The sequence below is a fragment of the Pseudomonas sp. ME-P-057 genome (assembly GCF_030208975.1).
Classification (GTDB): Bacteria; Pseudomonadota; Gammaproteobacteria; order Pseudomonadales; family Pseudomonadaceae; genus Aquipseudomonas; species Aquipseudomonas lutea.
In genome coordinates, this window is sequence record NZ_JARVSX010000040.1 from 1 (window position 1) to 16,557 (window position 16,557).

The window sequence follows — 16,557 nt, forward strand, 5'->3', positions numbered from 1 at the left end:
CCACATACCAAGCCGGGTACGGCAGATTAGGCGTCGGCGGCAATCTCGGCCCATTTGCGCACGCACTTAGGCTGCATAACATAAGTACCGCAGAAGCCAGGCGCCTCATGCTGGATAACCTTCTTGCGGACGATTGAGGTGCACGTTACGGCGGTTCAATGCCGCCGGTTTGCTCAGTAGGAAAGGCCCTTTGGGAGTCCAGTGCGCGGACATGTGAATGTAACGCGCGCTGAGCAATGCCTTTTGCGCGGGTTCAAGTCCCACGACCCCGTCCGCAAAGACCTGCCGCATGATTTGCTCGTTGATAGGCTTGAGTTCGTCTGGCAATTCAAGCCCTTCATCCTCGCGAGTGATGACGTCGAAAGGAACGCCATGGCGCATGCCCAACTCGCGCATTACGCGAAGCGCAATCAGGGCCAATTCGCCGCGCACCTGTCGCTCCAGGGTGACGGTAATCCAGTAATCCTGCGTAACCGACTCAGCCCTGCCACGAGGACTGGTCGGTGCAGGCCAGGCCTTGACCACAACAGTCCCTTCGCGCGCCGCGCCTAATTCACGTAGCACCTTGGCCTGGCCGTCCGCGCTGAGCCACATCGGATGGGATTCGATTCTCTGATGCTCGCCGACACTGGCCTTGCGCGGCCGTATCATCCATAACTTTTCTCGGGCACGAGGCAGGTAGCCGCCACCGATATCCGAATGCGCGCCGGGCAGGCCGATTTGCAGGTGGGTGGAGTGCACGGCCTTAAGAGAGTAATCAGCCCGATATTCGTCAAGAGCGTGCAGCTGGATGACTTGTCGGGCGCAGTCAGGTGGAAGGTAGAGATTGACGCCACGATCGACGTCATTACCGGGACTGAAGTCGCCATGCAAAGGGTCTGAGATCGCGGCAACGGTGTCGAAAAGACCGATCAGGTTGATACAGACGTCAGATACCGAATTAACATGTTTCAATAGGCCTGCCGAGCCTCCGGCAAGCAGTTCGCTGAACAACCCACGACTTGGTTTAAGCACTTCGTTTGCGCAATGTCGTGCTGCGGCAGCGCCTCGGCTGAACCCAAAAAGGTCGAACTCTAAATTGCGAATAGTGATGCCGGGGTTCTTTTGCTGGAAAAAACCCAGTTGCTTGGAGAGCATATCCGGCGTTTGACGCACCCGCGCCACCACACCCGTTTCCCCCTGACCAAGACCTTGGCCTATCAGCGTTGCATCTGCACCACCGCTGCGAGTACCAATACCTTCGACGTAAACCCTGACGTACCCAATCTCGGCATCTTCGCTTAACGGCGTAGCCGTGTTATCCGGATACAAGTCATACAAATGCGCCACATTGCTCGGCGCATTCCCGTAACTGTTATCCGGCGCGCTGTTGAACCCGCTACCGTCAAACTCACCAAACCCGTATTGCTCGCACGTTGCCGCAATGCTCTCCAGTTCTTCGGCCGTGAAACTGTTCAGATCCTGACGCCGACACTGCTCCGTCGCCGCCGCATTGCTCTGGTTGTTGCCGGTGCCGTCGAAGAACAGGCCAATCCTCAGGGTGATGCCTTCAGTGACGGCTTCGGTGATCTCTTCTTCCTCTTCTTCCTCTTCCAATGGCTCGGGCTCTAGCTCAGGCCCGGTATCGCCCGTCGCGCTCTGCTCGGAGTGGGTGTTACTGCCGCGAAGGCTGGGTCCAAGCCCATGCAGGTCCGATGGAGCCTCCAGCCCCGCCGGCAAGACGGGCAGAATTGCCGCCTGTGTGGCTTTTGGCCTGAAGTCGAAGTGCGCGGCCTTGATCAGGTAGTCGCCGGCGGTGCCGGATTCGATGCTGCATTGCTCAATGGCGAGGTAGCTGCCGCCTGCATTGAGAACGATGCGTTTCTTGGCGGTGATGTGAATTTCGTCTTCGGTGCTGGTGATGTTCAGGCCTTGGCGGGCCAGCAGCTCCAGACGATCATTTTGCGCCTGGATACTCACCGGTCCCTGGTTGGCGATCAGTTTGATCCCGAGCTTGCGCACGAACACGCTCAGCCCCTGGCCGATGCCCATGAACATTTTCTTCACCACGCTGATGTCGGCCGCGCCGCCCGCGTTGAGCATCAGGTTGTCTTGCGAGGCCAGCTGCAGATGCCCGCCGCTGGTCAGCGCAATGCCCTGCGGGGCGCTGAGCAGAAGGACGGATTGCTGCAGCGCCTTGAGCTTGTCTGTCAGCAGATCGAGCTGAGCTTGCACGTTCGCTGGGTCTGCCTGGCTGAGAGCGGCGTCGGCCGATAGCCGTTCGAGCTGTTCGCCGGCGTGCTGCAAGCGACCCACTGCAGCGTCCATGTCCAGCTGCTTGCCCTGGGCTTTGGTCTGTTCATCCGCACTGATAAACAACCCGCCTCCGGCCCGAATCGCACCCTGAGCATCGGTACGCAATTCAAACCCTTCGCCGCGTTTTAGCTTCTCGTCATCCACCAGATGCCCAAGATTCAGCTGGCTCTTGCCGGCGTGTTCGGTGCTGAGCTTGATGTGCTCTTTGCCGCGCTCGTCCTCCATGCGCAGTTTGTTGTTGGCCGGGGTGCGCAGCACATTGCGCGTGTAATCGCGGCGCAGCAGCGTGACGTGGTCGGGATGGCGGCTGTCGTGCAACGCGTGGGCGATGTAGGGCCGGTCGGGGTCGCCTTGTTCAAACGCAATCGCCACTTCGGTGCCGCAGATCAGCGGCAGGTGCAGGCCATGAGTGTCGCCGGCATAAGGTCTGGCCAAACGCAACCACAGGCTCTCCTGACCCAGCTTCCAGCTGTCGCGGTCGAACAAAAAGCTGACCTTGTAGCGGCCCTCACTGTCGATGTGGCTGTACGGATCGTTGGTCAGCGAACTGGTCACACGCGCCGGAACAGTCCCGGCCATCTTCGGTTTTCCAAGCAACGGCGGTCGGAAGCACAGGCTTTCCGAATAGGGAATCGCCTCGAAGCTCAGCTCGAAACTGCGGTCCCGCGCGGCACGCAGTAGCAATCGGGTAACAACCGCACCCGGTTCAAACGCCTGGGGGGCACCGCCTGAAACGTCGAGCACCTGCGCCAACCCCAATGACGCACTGCTACAAACACCGCTCAGCCGGGTTTGATTATTCAGATACCGCTCATGCCGCAACCGCCCATAGAAGAACCCGCTTTCCCCCAGCAGGTCCTCATCCTGATCAAGCTTGTCGCCGAGCGCGGTATAGGGCTCGGCATAGTGATACGCCTCACCATAAGTCGTCGTATCCCCCCGCGTCTGATCGACCGCTCCGTCCAGCCACGCCCGGGCATCGCGAGGGTGATAAGCCCGAAAGTGAATGTTCTTTTCGACCACCTCATGACTCGCCTGCAACTGCCAGACGCCATCCTCGCCACTGCTTCCCAAACCCGACTGCGAGCGATACGGAAGACTGATCCTCGGCTTGACGTAATGCCGCTGATCGTCATGAAACTCGACCACCGCAAGACCCAACCGCTCGTCGTTGGTGAACCGGTACCAAATGCCCACTTCTGCGAGCAGGCGCGAAATGAAGGCCAGGTCACTCTCGCCGTACTGCATCACCTGCTCGCGACGTGGATACTCGCGCACAAGAGTGAACCGGAAATCCTGCCCCTCGAAATCATGCCGCGTGCGCAAGATGCTCTCGACGATCTCCGGCACCGACTGGTGCTGGTAGATCCGGAATTGCTTGCCACGCCCAAGCAAGGCCAGCAGCGGCTGCAAGGTCACTTCATAACGTGCTTCATCCGCCGAACCCGAGAGCCGCTTGAAACCGGTAATGACACCATGCAGCGTGCGCAGCGCTTCGACCTTCGGCACCGGCAAGCCCCGAATGGCTCTGGGCAAGGTATGGGGGGCGGCATGCAGGCTGAACTGGGCGCTCTTGCCGAGGATTTGATCGGCCGCAATGTCGCGATCAAGGGAGGTGAATTCGATGCGGTACAGAAACGGCTGGCTCAGTTGCTCTTCGCCCTCGAACGCCAAAACATCGAGCGAGACAGGCAGGCTATGGACAACGAGCGTGTGGCGGCTGTGATCAAAGAAAGGTGGCAGTGCGGTGAGCATGGATGAGCGTCCCTGGCAGGAAAAGGCGCCTCTGACCGGTCAGGCAAAACCGGATCAACTCGTCCATGAGAGAGGGCTGAGGCGGGCGAAGATGAGGCATTTCAAAGCCCCATTCCATAGCCAAAACGCGAAGGAGAAGCGTCCTAATAAAAGTCAGGAATCGCCCTACACAGTCGGCCAAAACGCCGACCCGGCACCAACCACTTCAACCCGATTATGCGTACAGATCAGCTGTTTTCTCGCCAGCACTGCACCCTTGCGCACTGGAAATATCGGGCACAAAAAAGCCCCCGAAGACGTGCGTCATCGGGGGCAAAGGCACTGTGCTCACAGTTCGGTTGAATCGCTCACGCTGTCATGGCATGCCCAGCCAGTTAGGCAGCGCGAGTGAGATGAAGGGCACGTATGTCACCAGCAGCAGGAACACCAGCAGAATCGACAGCCACGGCAAGGCCGCGCGAATGGTCTGCCCCAGCGTCAGGCCAGTCACGGCGGAGGTCACGAACAGGTTGAGCCCGACCGGTGGGTGGACCAGACCGATTTCCATGTTGACCACCATGACGATGCCCAGGTGGATGGGATCAATCCCCAGCTTCATGGCAATCGGGAAGAAGATCGGCGCAAGGATCAGGATGATTGCCGAAGGCTCCATGAAGCTGCCGGCAATTAACAGCACGATGTTGACCATGATCAGGAAACCGATCGGCGTCAGGCCTTCAGAGATGACCCAGGCGGTGATCTGTTGGGGGATCTGCTCGGTGGTCAGCACATGGGCGAACAGCATCGCGTTGGCGATGATGAACATCAGCATGATCGACAGCCGTCCCGATTCCAGCAGGACTTTCGGGCAGTCCTTGAAGCTCATGTCCTTGTACACAAACAACGCGATGAACGCCGAATAGACCGCTGCCACGGCCGCCGCTTCGGTGGGGGTAAACATGCCGCTGTAGATCCCGCCGAGGATGATCACCAGCAGCATCAGGCCCCAGAAAGCGCGTTGCGCGGTGTGCAGCCACTGACGGAAAGTCACCCGTGGCTGGGCCGGAAGTTTCTTGACCCGGGCCACAATGTAGATCACCACCATCAGCGCCAGACCCAGCAGGATGCCGGGAATCACGCCTGCGATGAACAGCTTGCCGACCGAGGTCTCGGTGGCTGCGGCGTACACCACCATCACGATGGACGGCGGAATAAGAATGCCCAAAGTACCGGCGTTGCAGATGATCCCGGCGCCGAACTCCTTCGGGTAACCGGAACGCACCATGCCGGCAACGGCGATCGAACCGACGGCTGCGACCGTTGCAGGCGAGGAACCGGACAACGCCGCAAAGAGCATGCAGGCCAGCACTGCGGCAATTGCAAGGCCGCCACGAATGTGGCCGACGCAGGCATTTGCAAAGTCGATCAGACGCTGGGCGACGCCGCCCGTGGTCATGAAGGCGCCGGACAACAGGAAGAACGGGATCGCCAGAAAGGTGTAGCTGTCGGACGTTTCAAACAGCTTGATCGCCAGCGAGCTCAGCGAATCCTGACTGAACATGAGGATCGAAACAGCACCGGACAATCCGAGGGAAATCGCGATGGGCACGCCCAGAAACATGAAAACGAATAGCAACAGGAACAGGCAGATAACGGTCATCAGTGCTGCTCCTCGGCAGGGTTGGCCAGCTTGCTCGCTTCGGCCGCTTCGTCAGCCAGACCCAGCCCGGTCTGCCGGTGCGTCCAGATGCGGTAGAGGATTTCCAGGTAACGCGCTATCACCAGGCCAAAGCCGATCGGTACGATGATCGCGATGTACGCCACCTCGATGCCGAACCGGTCGAGGTCTTCGGCACCGATGCCGGCCACGAACAGCGCCGACACCCACTTGTAGCTGGCGACGAGAAACAGACCGGCGTAGGCAAGGCAGCAGGCACACGCCAGCATGGCGAGCACGCGCTGCACCGGTTTGCTGGTTTTCTTGACCAGCGCATCGACGCCCAGGTGGCCCGCGGTGCGCACGCCATAGGAAATGCCGAAAAAGATCAGCCAGCCAAACAGCGCCTTGGTCAGCGCCACGCTCCAGGTCATCGCTTGCGCATAGCCCATGAGGTGATCGCCGATGCCGGCGAATAAGTCACTGCTGACCGCCCATTGATCGCTGAGGGAATAAAACAGGGTGTAAATGTTGTTCAACGCCACGTAGACGAATGTCACGAGGGTCATGGCAGCCAGCAGGAAGGCAATCATGCCCTCCTCCAGATGCTCCCAGAATCGCGTCAGCGGGTGCATAGGTATTCTCTCCAAAAGACGCCACACGTAGCCAGGCATAGCGCAGGTCGTGCGGGCTGACCACCCGCACGTGGGGTGGTCGCCGGACCGTCACTGTCTGTAACCAGAAACGATCTAAGGCTCAGGGCGCCTTGTTGGAATCGTCGGCTGCCTTGATCAGGTCGGCGCCGATGTCTTCAGAGAACTTGTCCCAGACCGGTTTCATGACTTCACGCCACTTGGCGCGCTGCTCGGGAGTCAGCGTCACGATTTCGCTGGTTTTGGCGTCGATGATCTTCTGCTTCGCCGTCTGGTTCAGTGCTTCGGCCTGCTTGTTCACCTCGACAGTCACTTGGTCGAGGATCTTCTGCAGTTCGTCACGCACGTCCGCTGGCAGGCCGTTCCAGAACTTGGAGTTGGTGATGACCATGTAGTCGATCAGGCCGTGATTGGATTCGGTGAAGAACGGCTGCACCTCGTTGACCTTCTGGCTTTCGTAGTTCGACCAGGTGTTTTCAGTGCCGTTGACGGTACCAGTCTGCAGGCCTTGATAGACTTCGGCGAAGCTCATCTTGCGAGGGTTGGCGCGCAGGGCAACGAACTGGGCTTCGAGGACGCTGGATGCCTGAACGCGGAATTTCAGGCCGCGCGCATCCTTCGGTTCGACCAGCTTCTTGTTGGCCGACAGTTGCTTCAACCCGTTGTGCCAATACGCCAGGCCGTGAATGCCTTTGTCGTCCATCGAGGTCAGCAGGGCCTTGCCCTGAGGGCCTTGCTGGAAACGGTCAACGGCGGCCAGGTCATTGAACAGAAACGGCAGGTCGAAAATTTGCACTTTCTTGGTGTACTGCTCGAACTTGGCCAGAGACGGCGCCAGCATCTGCACATCACCCAGCAGCAGGGCTTCCATTTCCTTGCCGTCGCCGAACAGCGAAGAGTTCGGGTAGACCTCGACTTTGACCTTGTCTTTCAAGGCGGGGTCAGCGGCGACCATTTTCTGGAAGAGTAAGGCCCCTTGGCCTTTCGGTGTGTTTTCGGCCACCACGTGGGCGAACTTGATCGTGATCGGGTCAGCGGCGTGTGCCAGGCCGGCCACGGAAACAGCGGCCGCGCAGAAAAGCGCTTTGGTCAGCTTCAACATCGATATCACCTTCTTATTTTTGTAGGAGCTTATGTTTGCAGGAGCAGGTGGAGAGCATGAGCATAGTGCAATGTCACGATGACCAACCCCGAGTGTTTGGAGAATCAGGTTTTGTCTAAGCCGGCGTTCGCCGGTGCTGAACGCGAGCATGCGTTCAGGTGCGCTTATCCCGCCGCCAATGCCAGCAAGCGCTGAGCACGCAGCAGCACGGGTGCATCGATCATTTGCCCATCCAGCTGAAAAGCCCCGGCACCCCGTGCTGCGGCGCTGGCATCGATCACCTTGCGTGCCCAGTTGAGGTCTTCGGCACTGGGCGCCAGCGCGGCGTGGATGACCGGAACTTGCGCCGGATGAATGCACAGCGCGCCGCCGTAGCCCATGTCGTACGCGTGCCGGACCGCGCGATGCAGGCCCTGCTGATCGCCGATCGCGGGATAGACACCGTCCAGCGGTGGCAGCAGTTCCGCGCCTCTGGAGTGCAGCTGCACCGACATCCGCGCCTGATCCAGAAACATCTGTGCGGCGGGGGTGCCCGTATTGAGGTTCAGGTCCAGGGCCAGATCGAGCCCGCCGAATGACAAACGCTGGACGCCAGTGGCGTGAGCGATCTGATCCAGTGCCAGCAACCCCTTTGCGCTTTCGATGATCGGCCACACCGGCTTGCCCGCCTGCCAGACGGCCGCCACGTGAGCAGCGCTTTCGACCTTGGGCAAGAGCACCCCGACAACCCCGGCCTGTTGTCGGCAAAACGCCAGGTCATCGGCATGCTCGGCATGGGCCGGTGCGTTGACCCGGACCCATACGGCCGCTTGTGGATGGCTGTTGAGGAAGGCCGCAAGGTTGTCCCGCGCCTGGCGCTTGAGCGGTTCTTCGACGGCGTCTTCAAAATCGACAATTACCGCATCGGCGCCTGCGGCCAGCGCCTTGGCAAAACGCTCGGGGCGACTACCGGGAACGAACAGGGCGGAGCGAATGAGGGGGTGCGGCATGATTGAAGCTCCTGAATAACGATTGTCGGCGCAACCCTCTGGCGTGACCGGAAGGCGCTGGATCTAAATAGCGATGCCTGTTTTCAGCCGCAGAAGATAAGGCGGATGATCCGGCCTCTTCGCGGGCAAGCGCGCTCCTACAATGGTGGGCAGCGACGAGTAGTCCGCATGGTCGTGCAATGGTGGGCAGCGGCAAGTAGTCCGCATGGTCCTGCAATAGCGGGCAGCGGCAATGGACCGCGCTCTGCGATGGCGAAAGGACCGCGCGTTCCAATAAAGACGGGCATTGGCGACAGGTCCACGCGGTCGTGAGGCTTACACCACCCCGCCCGCCGCCATTCGCGTCTGGTCTTCGGCAGAAAACCCCAGCTCGCCGAGGATGCTGGCGGTGTGCTGACCCAAGCCCGGCACGCCGTCCATACGCGGAGTAAACGCCGCGTTGTGGCCCGGCGGCAGCAGCGAGGGCAACGGGCCGGACGGGCTGTCGACTTCCCGCCAACGGTCACGCGCCTTGAGCTGCGGATGGTCCCAGACGCCTTGCATGTCGTTGACGCGGGCGTTGGCGATCTGGGCGTCTTCCAGGCGTGCAACCACGTCGTCGACCGTCAGCGCGGCGAAGCCATCGACAATGATTTGTCTCAGCACCTCGCGGTTTTCAGAACGTTTGAAGTTCGCCGAGAAGCGCTCGTCCGTCGCCAGCGCCGGCTCAAGCAGGACTTTCTCGCAGAACAGCGCCCATTCCCGCTCGTTCTGCAGACCGAGCATGATGGTGCCGCCACCGCCCGTAGGAAACGGCCCATACGGATAGATCGTCGAATGCGATGCTCCGGCCCTTGGCGGCGGCGATGCGCCGTTGTAGGCGTAATACATCGGGTAACCCATCCACTCCACCAGGCTTTCGAGCATGCTGACGTCGATGCGGCTGCCCTCCCCGGTCTTGTCGCGCAGCATCAGCGCCGAGAGGATGCCGGTGTAGGCGTACATGCCAGCGGCGATATCGGCGATGGAGCATCCGGCCTTGGCCATTTCGTTTTCGCCAGGCCCGCCGGTCACCGATAAAAAGCCGCCTTCACTCTGGATCAACAGGTCGTAGGCTTTCTTCTTCTCGTACGGCCCGCCTTCGCCGTAACCGGAAATGTCGCACACGATCAGCCGCGGGAAACGTGCATGCAGGGTCTCGAACGACAGGCCCATGCGCGACGCAGCGCCCGGCGCGAGGTTCTGCACCAGCACGTCGGCCTTACCGAGCAGCGACTCCAGAATATCGCCGGCCTCGTCCTGCTTGAGGTCCAGGGTCAGGCTTTCCTTGGAGCGGTTGGTCCAGACGAAATGCGAGGCCAGGCCATCGACACGCTGGTCGTAACCGCGGGCGAAATCGCCAACGCCGGGGCGCTCGATCTTGATCACGCGCGCACCCAGGTCCGCCAGTTGCCGGGTGCAGAACGGCGCGGCGATGGCGTGTTCGAGGCTGACCACGGTGATGCCGTCGAGGGGACGGAGGGGTTGTTGAGTCATGTTCGTAAACCTCATAGCCCATGCCGGGCGACGATCTTGTAGGAGCGCGCTTGCCCGCGAATTGCGGAGTGCCAGTCACCGGCGCTGTCTCTGACACACCGCATCGCGGGCAAGCGCGCTCCTACAAAAAAGGGTTGCTGTTAGATCAGGTCGTGCAAATCCCGCGCGTCGCGCAGCTGCCAGACCCGCTGAATCAACGCCGTGCCCTGCTCCACCGTGCGCGCACCGGAGAACGCCAGCAGGCGCTGGACCTTGTCCTCAAGCTCGGCCCTGGACAGGGTGTTGCCCGGATCGCCTTTGGGCTCATCAATGCCCGCGCTCAGGGTGCGGCCATCGGTGGTGGTCACAATGACCCGGCCCAGCCAGCGCGCGGGATAGGCGTTGTCCACTTCCGGGTCCAGCTCCATCGAAACCTTTTCGCGGAACGCAGCAACGTCAGGATCCGTCAGCGCCAGATCGCGAAATTCGATCAACTGAGCACTGCCGTGGACTGCGATCAGGCCCAGCACCGCGCCCATGGAAAACTTGGCCTGATGCACGGTCTGTGGGACATCAACCCGACCCAGCACATCAATGGCACCCTGATGCACCCGCGTGACGACCCTGGCGATCTGCTCATGGCGCAGGCCTTCCCGTTGCATCAGGTGCAGCAACGCATCAGCGGCGGGATGGGTATGCCGGCACGACGCGTGAAATTTGAACGAGGTTTCAACCAGCGCCCAGCGGCTGCCGAGACGGTCGGACAATTTGGTGGCATCGCTGTCGCTGGACATGCCCGCCGCCATGCCTTGATCACCCTCCAGAATATTGCGCGCGCCGGTCAGGCCGTCTTCGGTGAGGTACGCCGCCAGCAGGCCATCGGCTGCGGCCTTGGCGGTGTGCAGCTGTTTGGAATCGGCAGCGTCACGCAAGAACTCCCACAAGCCTGCGGCCTGCGTGCCTGCGGTGCCCAGCAGGTTGATGAAGTGTTCCTTGTCAAAGTTCAGCAGCTTACCCACACCGACCGCTGCGGCGAGGGTGCCGACCGTCGCGGTGGTGTGAAAGATGCGGTAGTGCGAGCGGCCCATGAATTCGCCGATGCGAATGCCGGCCTCGTAGCCGGCCACGGACGCCAGCAACAAGTCCTGGCCAGTTTTGCCGAGGTCCTGCGCCGCTGCCAGCACCGCCGAAAAAACCACGGTTGCCGGGTGCAACACCGAGCTGTTGTGCAGATCGTCCTGTTCGACCAGGTGCGACGACGCGCCATTCACCAGCGCGGCGAAATACGCCGAGGTGCCGCGACCGCTGACCAGAATCTTTGCCTTGCCCTGTTGCGGCCCCATGCGTTCGGCGTAGCGCTCGAACAGCGGGATGGGCCGTGCGCCTTGGCTGGCCAGCGCCGAGCCGATCCAGTCAAGAAACAGGTCTTCGGTGCGGTCGAGTACGACGCCTGGGATTTGCTCGTAGGTCAGCTCGGCGAGGAACCCCGCCAATGCCTGGGTATGGCTCATAGGGGAATCCTCAGAAACTGCGTGGCAGTTCGAGCAAGTGCTCGGCGACGTAGGAAAGAATCAGGTTGGTGGAGATTGGCGCGACCTGGTACAGGCGGGTTTCGCGAAATTTGCGCTCCACGTCGTATTCGCAGGCGAAGCCGAAGCCGCCGTGTGTTTGCAGGCAGGCATTGGCAGCCTCCCACGATGCCTTTGCGGCCAGATATTTGGCCATGTTGGCGCTGGCCCCGGCGTTCTTGCCGGCGTCGTATTCTTCACAGGCACGCCAACGCATCAGGTCCGCGGCCTCGATCTCGATGTGCGCTTCGGCAATGGGGAACTGCACGCCCTGGTTTTGCCCGATCGGACGACCGAATACGACGCGATCACGGGCGTAGGCGGCGGATTTTTCGATGAACCAGCGCCCGTCACCGATGCACTCGGCGGCGATCAGTGTGCGTTCTGCGTTCAGGCCATCAAGGATGTAGCGGAAGCCTTTGCCTTCCTCGCCTATCAGGCTGTCGGCGGGCAGCTCAAGGTTGTCGAAAAACAGCTCGTTGGTTTCGTGGTTGACCATGTTGGCGATGGGCTGAACGGTCAGTCCGTTGCCAATGGCGTCACGCAGGTCGACGAGGAAGATCGACATGCCTTCGGACTTTTTGGTGACCTCGGCGAGCGGCGTGGTGCGCGCGAGCAGAATCATCAGGTCGGAATGCTGCACGCGGGAGATCCACACCTTTTGGCCGTTGATCACATACTTGTCGCCCTGCCTGACCGCCGTGGTTTTTATTTTGGTGGTGTCAGTGCCGGTGGTGGGCTCGGTCACGCCCATCGACTGCAGGCGTAATTCGCCGCTGGCGAGCTTGGGCAAGTAGTAACTTTTCTGCGCCTCGCTGCCATGGCGCAGCAGGGTGAACATGTTGTACATCTGGCCGTGCACCGTGCCGGAGTTGCCGCCACAGGCGTTCACTTCTTCGAGGATGACAGAGGCCTCCGCCAGGCCCAGGCCGGAGCCGCCGTATTCCTCGGGGATCATCGCCGACAGCCAGCCGGCATCGGTCAGCGCCTTGACGAATGCTTCCGGGAAACCTTTTTCTTCATCGATCCTGCGCCAGTACTCGGCAGGGAACTCGGCACACAGCGCACGCACGCCGTCACGGATGGCATTGAGGTCTTCGTCTTCGTAGGGATTCATGGTGTTCACTCGCATCGGCCGGCGCGGGGATGACCGCCACGCTAGCTCAGTAAAAGAAGCAATCAGTCAAAGAGGACTTCAGCGCTCTGGGCCACGCCGGCATCGTTGCCCGCCCACAACTGCGCTTTGCCAGGCTCGACGACGCGCCCACCTACGCGGAAGGCCGCCGGCACGTTGAGCGGTCGCACGCCGCGATAGCCGAAATGCCGCACGTGCCTGTCGGGGTTGGCGCGGATGAACGCCCGAAGATTGAACGTGGCGATCATCGGCCCGTGCACGACCAGGCCTGAGTAGCCTTCGGTGTCGGTGACGTAGGGATAGTCGTAATGAATGCGATGACCGTTGAAGGTCACTGCCGAATAGCGGAACAGCAGCGTCGGAGTCGGCTCGATGACCTCGTTCCAGTCGCCCTGCTCCGGCGCGTCGCCACTATTAAGCTTGGGCGGGTTCGGCTCGCGGTAAACGATGTCCTGCTCTTCGCGGACGCACAGTTCGCCCTGCTGCGAATAGTCGTGACGCACCGTCACGAACAGCAGCGAGCCGGTACGGCCGTGCTTTTCTTCAATGTGCAGGATGGTCGACAGACGATGCGCATCAGCGCCCACTTTGAGCGACCGGAGGAACTCAACCCGGCCACCGGCCCACATGCGGTTGCGATTGTCCGCAGGGGGCAGAAAGCCGCCGCGGGCCGGATGGCCGTCACCGCCGAGCTGCGATTCAAACACCGGTTCCTGAAAGAAACACCACTGCCACAGCGGCGGCAGAGGATCCCCAATGGCCGGGGTCGGCTCGCCAAAAGTGGCGGCGATGCGCTTGATCAGGTTGACGCTCAGATGATCTTGGGCTTCTTCGGTGCGCCCAATCCAGGCAGTGAAATCCATGGGCGTATCTGCAGCACTCATTGGAAGTAACCCTCCGGCTTTGTTGTTGTGGGCTGATCATGAAAGTGCGCCGGCATTCTGTGAATTTGCATTTGCGAATAGCGGCGTTCGGGTATGCTGAACGCCTTCTGCACAGCCCGGACACGTCCATGCACTTCGACCTTGCTGACCTGCGCCTCTTCATCCACATCGGAGAATCACCCAGCCTGACCCAGGGCGCGCGCCGGGCTTTCCTCTCTCCTGCAGCGGCGAGCGCACGGATCAAGGCGCTGGAAGGCCAGCTCGGCACTCGCCTGCTGTACCGCGACAGCCGCGGGGTTGAACTGACCCCGGCCGGCCAGCGCCTGCTCAAACACGCGCGGCTGATCATGAGCCAGGTGGATTACCTCAAGAGCGAGTTCACCCACTACGGCACCGACTCGGCCGGACACATCCGTATCTTCGCCAACACCACGGCCGTGACCGAGTTTTTGCCTGAGGTATTGGCCGGCTTTCTTGCGCAGCGGCCCGGTGTCACGGTCGACCTGCAAGAGCGTCTGTCGCGGGACATCGTGCGCGGCGTGCTTGACGGCAGCAGCGACATGGGCATCATCGCCGGCCCGGTTGAAGCGGCGGGCTTGCAGGTGATCCACTTCAGCACCGACCGGCTGGTGCTGGCGGTGCCGGTGGGCCATGAGCTTGCAGGGGAGAAAAAGGTCACGTTCAAACAAACTCTGGCGTTTCAGCACATCGGCCTGCACGAAGGCAGCACATTGCTGAGCTTTCTGCGCGATCACGTCGAGCGCATGGGCCAGCAGTTGTCACTGCGGATCCAGGTATCGAGTTTTGAAGCCATCTGCCGGATGGTGGAAGCAGGCGTGGGGATCGGGGTGATCCCGGAGTCGGCCGCCTTGCGCCACAGCCGCACCATGGAGCTGGCGACCATTGAGCTCGACGAGCCATGGGCGGTGCGTGAACGCAGCATTCTGGTGCGTGAACTGGACGCCCTGCCCGGGGTGGTCAGGGCGCTGATTGCAGTGCTGCTGCCCAAGCCCGAGGCCGAGCAGCCGGCGACGTGAATCAGATCCAGACGTCGTTCTGAGCGGTGCGCGCGTTGGTGTCGTTGCCGGTATTGATCACACCTACGGGCTCGATCAGCATGAGCTTCACTTCCTGCTCGGCGGAGGGCTTGTGCTCCACCCCCTTGGGCACCACATACAGCTCGCCTGCATTGAGCTCGACAAAGCCGTCGCGAAAATCAATGCGCAGGCACCCTTCGAGCACGATGAACGTTTCATCGGTGTCGTCATGGCGGTGCCAGAGAAAATCCCCCTCCAGCCGCGCCAGCTTGAATTGGTAGTCGTTCATCTGCGCGATGACCTTTGGTTGCCATTGCTCGGTGAACAGGCTGTATTTCTGGGCAAAGTTGATGGGTGTGTGGCGGGTTTTGGACGTGGACACGTGAGCGGCTCCGAAGGGGTTGATGTGGAGCCAATCTTGAACGTAGAGGTGGGTGAGGTCTTGAACGTTATTGCATGGTTGAAGTCGCGGCCAGTTCATTCTGTAGGAGCCGGCTTGCTGGCGAACCCAGTCGCTCGGCGACATACCCGGCAACTGACACACCGCCTTCGCCAGTAAGCGCATTCGCGCAGGTTTTGCGACCGACGCCAAATTCCTCGTTTGACGCCGTTCACTCTGCAGGAGCCGGCTTGCTGGCGAACCCAGTCGCTCGGCGACATACCCGGCAACTGACACACCGCCTTCGCCAGCAAGCGCGTTCCCGCAGGTTTTGCGACCGACGCCAAATTCCTCGTTTGGCGCCGTTCACTCTGTAGGAGCCGGCTTGCTGGCGAACCCGGTCGCTCGGCGATATACCCGGCAACTGACACACCGCCTTCGCGGGCAAGCGCGCTCCTACAGGTTTGCGACCGGCGCCAAATTCCTCGTTTGGCGCCGTTCACTCTGTAGGAGCCGGCTTGCTGGCGAACCCGGTAGCTCGGAGACATAGCGGGCAACTGACACACCGCCTTCGCCAGTAAGCGCATTCCCACAGGTTTTGCGACCGGCGCCAAATTCCTCGTTTGACGCCATTCACTCTGCAGGAGCCGGCTCGCTGGCGAACCCGGTCGCTTGGAGAGATACCCGGCAACTGACACACCGCCTTCGCCAGTAAGCGCATTCCCGCAGGTTTGCGACCGGCGCCAAATTCCTCGTGTGACGCCATTCAGACGGCTCGCTGGACCTTCAACATCTTCAACCAGCGTCCCGGCGGGTAGCCGAAGGTTTTCACAAAATGGCGAGTCATGTGGCTCTGGTCGGCGAAGCCTGCCATGGCTGACGCGTCGGTGAGCGAGACGCCCAGCGCTATCGAATGGCGAACCTGGTCCAGCCGGCGCAGGGTCAGGTAGCGATAAGGCGTGGTCCCGAACAGCGCGCGAAAATCCCGCGACAGGCGCCAGCGATCGGTATCGCTGGCGTGCTCCAGCTCAGCCAGGCTGACACCCTGCTCAAGACTGGCCCGCAGCAATTCACGCGCACGCTGCGCGCCGGCGTAATTGACCGTCTGCCGCCCCTTGCGTACGCCGGCGGCGGCCTGCAGCGCGACAGCAATGTCGTAGAGGGCGTCGTCCAGCTCAAGCGGATCCAGCGCTGCGTCGAGGTCGGCCAACAACGCCTGGGTCGCCCTGAACAAACCGGGATGATTTGACGCTGCGCCCTTGATGAACGGCAGTGGCGTGCCGCCCAGCACCTGCTGGATCATGGCCGGCTCCAGATAGAACATCCGGTAGCGGAAGCCGTCCTCGGTGCCGGCACGCCCGTCATGCGCCTCATCCGGGTGAAGCACAAGCGTGCGGCCCGGCAGGTTATTCACCCTTTCTTTTCCGTATCGAAAGCTCTGCACACCCGACAAGGTATGACCGATGGCGTAGGTGTCGTGCCGGTGCATGTCGAACCCGTGCCCGTGAAAATACGCCTCGATCCTTTCCACCTGCGGCAGCGGCGCCGCACGCAGTACCCAGTCATGCGGTGAGTGGGTCAGATGTGCATCGTCATGAGAGTGAGTGGCCATCGGTAGCGCTCCGCCATC

Annotated in this window: 12 protein-coding genes and 1 pseudogene; 1 reads left to right on the plus strand and 12 read right to left on the minus strand. The window is 61.2% G+C overall.

All coding sequences use genetic code 11. The annotated features are described in order from the left end of the window. Window positions 1–105: 105 nt before the first annotated feature. The 10 genes and pseudogenes from QRN48_RS25190 to QRN48_RS21580 all read right to left on the minus strand — a co-directional run bounded on the left by QRN48_RS25190 (window position 106) and on the right by QRN48_RS21580 (window position 13,511). Window positions 106–1,137 (minus strand): T6SS phospholipase effector Tle1-like catalytic domain-containing protein, encoded by a 1,032-nt coding sequence (locus tag QRN48_RS25190; protein WP_350310479.1) that lies wholly within the window; start codon window positions 1,135–1,137, stop codon window positions 106–108. Window positions 1,138–1,787: 650 nt separating this feature from the next. Next, a pseudogene (locus QRN48_RS21540) lies at window positions 1,788–4,050 on the minus strand (type VI secretion system Vgr family protein); the annotation flags it as partial. 355 nt (window positions 4,051–4,405) lie between these two features. After that, window positions 4,406–5,689 carry a C4-dicarboxylate TRAP transporter large permease protein DctM gene (dctM, locus tag QRN48_RS21545; RefSeq protein ID WP_037009159.1) on the minus strand — a complete coding sequence of 428 codons (1,284 nt, stop codon included), beginning with the start codon at window positions 5,687–5,689 and terminating at the stop codon, window positions 4,406–4,408. Next, the gene (locus tag QRN48_RS21550) at window positions 5,689–6,321 is read right to left on the minus strand and encodes a TRAP transporter small permease (RefSeq protein WP_285353122.1); all 633 of its coding nucleotides are present in this window, start codon (window positions 6,319–6,321) and stop codon (window positions 5,689–5,691) included. Before QRN48_RS21550 ends, dctM begins: the two co-directional genes overlap by 1 nt. Window positions 6,322–6,442: 121 nt before the next feature. Beyond that, window positions 6,443–7,441, minus strand: coding sequence for a TRAP transporter substrate-binding protein (locus QRN48_RS21555; protein ID WP_037009157.1), 999 nt, complete (start codon window positions 7,439–7,441; stop codon window positions 6,443–6,445). A 164-nt stretch (window positions 7,442–7,605) separates the two neighbouring features. Then, window positions 7,606–8,430, minus strand: coding sequence for an HpcH/HpaI aldolase/citrate lyase family protein (locus QRN48_RS21560; RefSeq protein ID WP_285353126.1), 825 nt, complete (start codon window positions 8,428–8,430; stop codon window positions 7,606–7,608). Window positions 8,431–8,745: 315 nt separating this feature from the next. Then, the gene (locus QRN48_RS21565; RefSeq protein WP_285353129.1) at window positions 8,746–9,945 is read right to left on the minus strand and encodes a CaiB/BaiF CoA transferase family protein; all 1,200 of its coding nucleotides are present in this window, start codon (window positions 9,943–9,945) and stop codon (window positions 8,746–8,748) included. Between the two features lie 140 nt (window positions 9,946–10,085). Continuing rightward, window positions 10,086–11,435, minus strand: a complete 1,350-nt coding sequence (locus QRN48_RS21570) for an MmgE/PrpD family protein (protein WP_285353131.1) — start codon at window positions 11,433–11,435, stop codon at window positions 10,086–10,088. 10 nt (window positions 11,436–11,445) lie between these two features. Continuing rightward, entirely contained in the window at window positions 11,446–12,609 is a 1,164-nt protein-coding gene (locus QRN48_RS21575) for an acyl-CoA dehydrogenase family protein (protein ID WP_037012722.1), read from the minus strand. Window positions 12,610–12,671: 62 nt separating this feature from the next. Then, window positions 12,672–13,511, minus strand: coding sequence for an HTD2 family dehydratase (locus QRN48_RS21580; RefSeq protein WP_285353134.1), 840 nt, complete (start codon window positions 13,509–13,511; stop codon window positions 12,672–12,674). Between the two features lie 128 nt (window positions 13,512–13,639). On the opposite strand from QRN48_RS21580, the gene QRN48_RS21585 reads away from it, so the two are divergent. Then, on the plus strand, window positions 13,640–14,548 hold the full coding sequence (locus QRN48_RS21585) for a LysR family transcriptional regulator (protein ID WP_285353136.1): 909 nt from the start codon (window positions 13,640–13,642) through the stop codon (window positions 14,546–14,548). A 1-nt stretch (window position 14,549) separates the two neighbouring features. Here the strand turns inward: QRN48_RS21585 and QRN48_RS21590 are convergent, their stop codons facing one another. Together QRN48_RS21590 and QRN48_RS21595 are read right to left on the minus strand one after the other, a co-directional pair. Beyond that, window positions 14,550–14,930, minus strand: coding sequence for a cupin domain-containing protein (locus tag QRN48_RS21590; RefSeq protein ID WP_285353138.1), 381 nt, complete (start codon window positions 14,928–14,930; stop codon window positions 14,550–14,552). 763 nt (window positions 14,931–15,693) lie between these two features. Then, complete coding sequence (locus QRN48_RS21595; RefSeq protein ID WP_285353140.1) at window positions 15,694–16,539, minus strand: AraC family transcriptional regulator; 846 nt, start codon at window positions 16,537–16,539, stop codon at window positions 15,694–15,696. Window positions 16,540–16,557 lie beyond the last annotated feature (18 nt).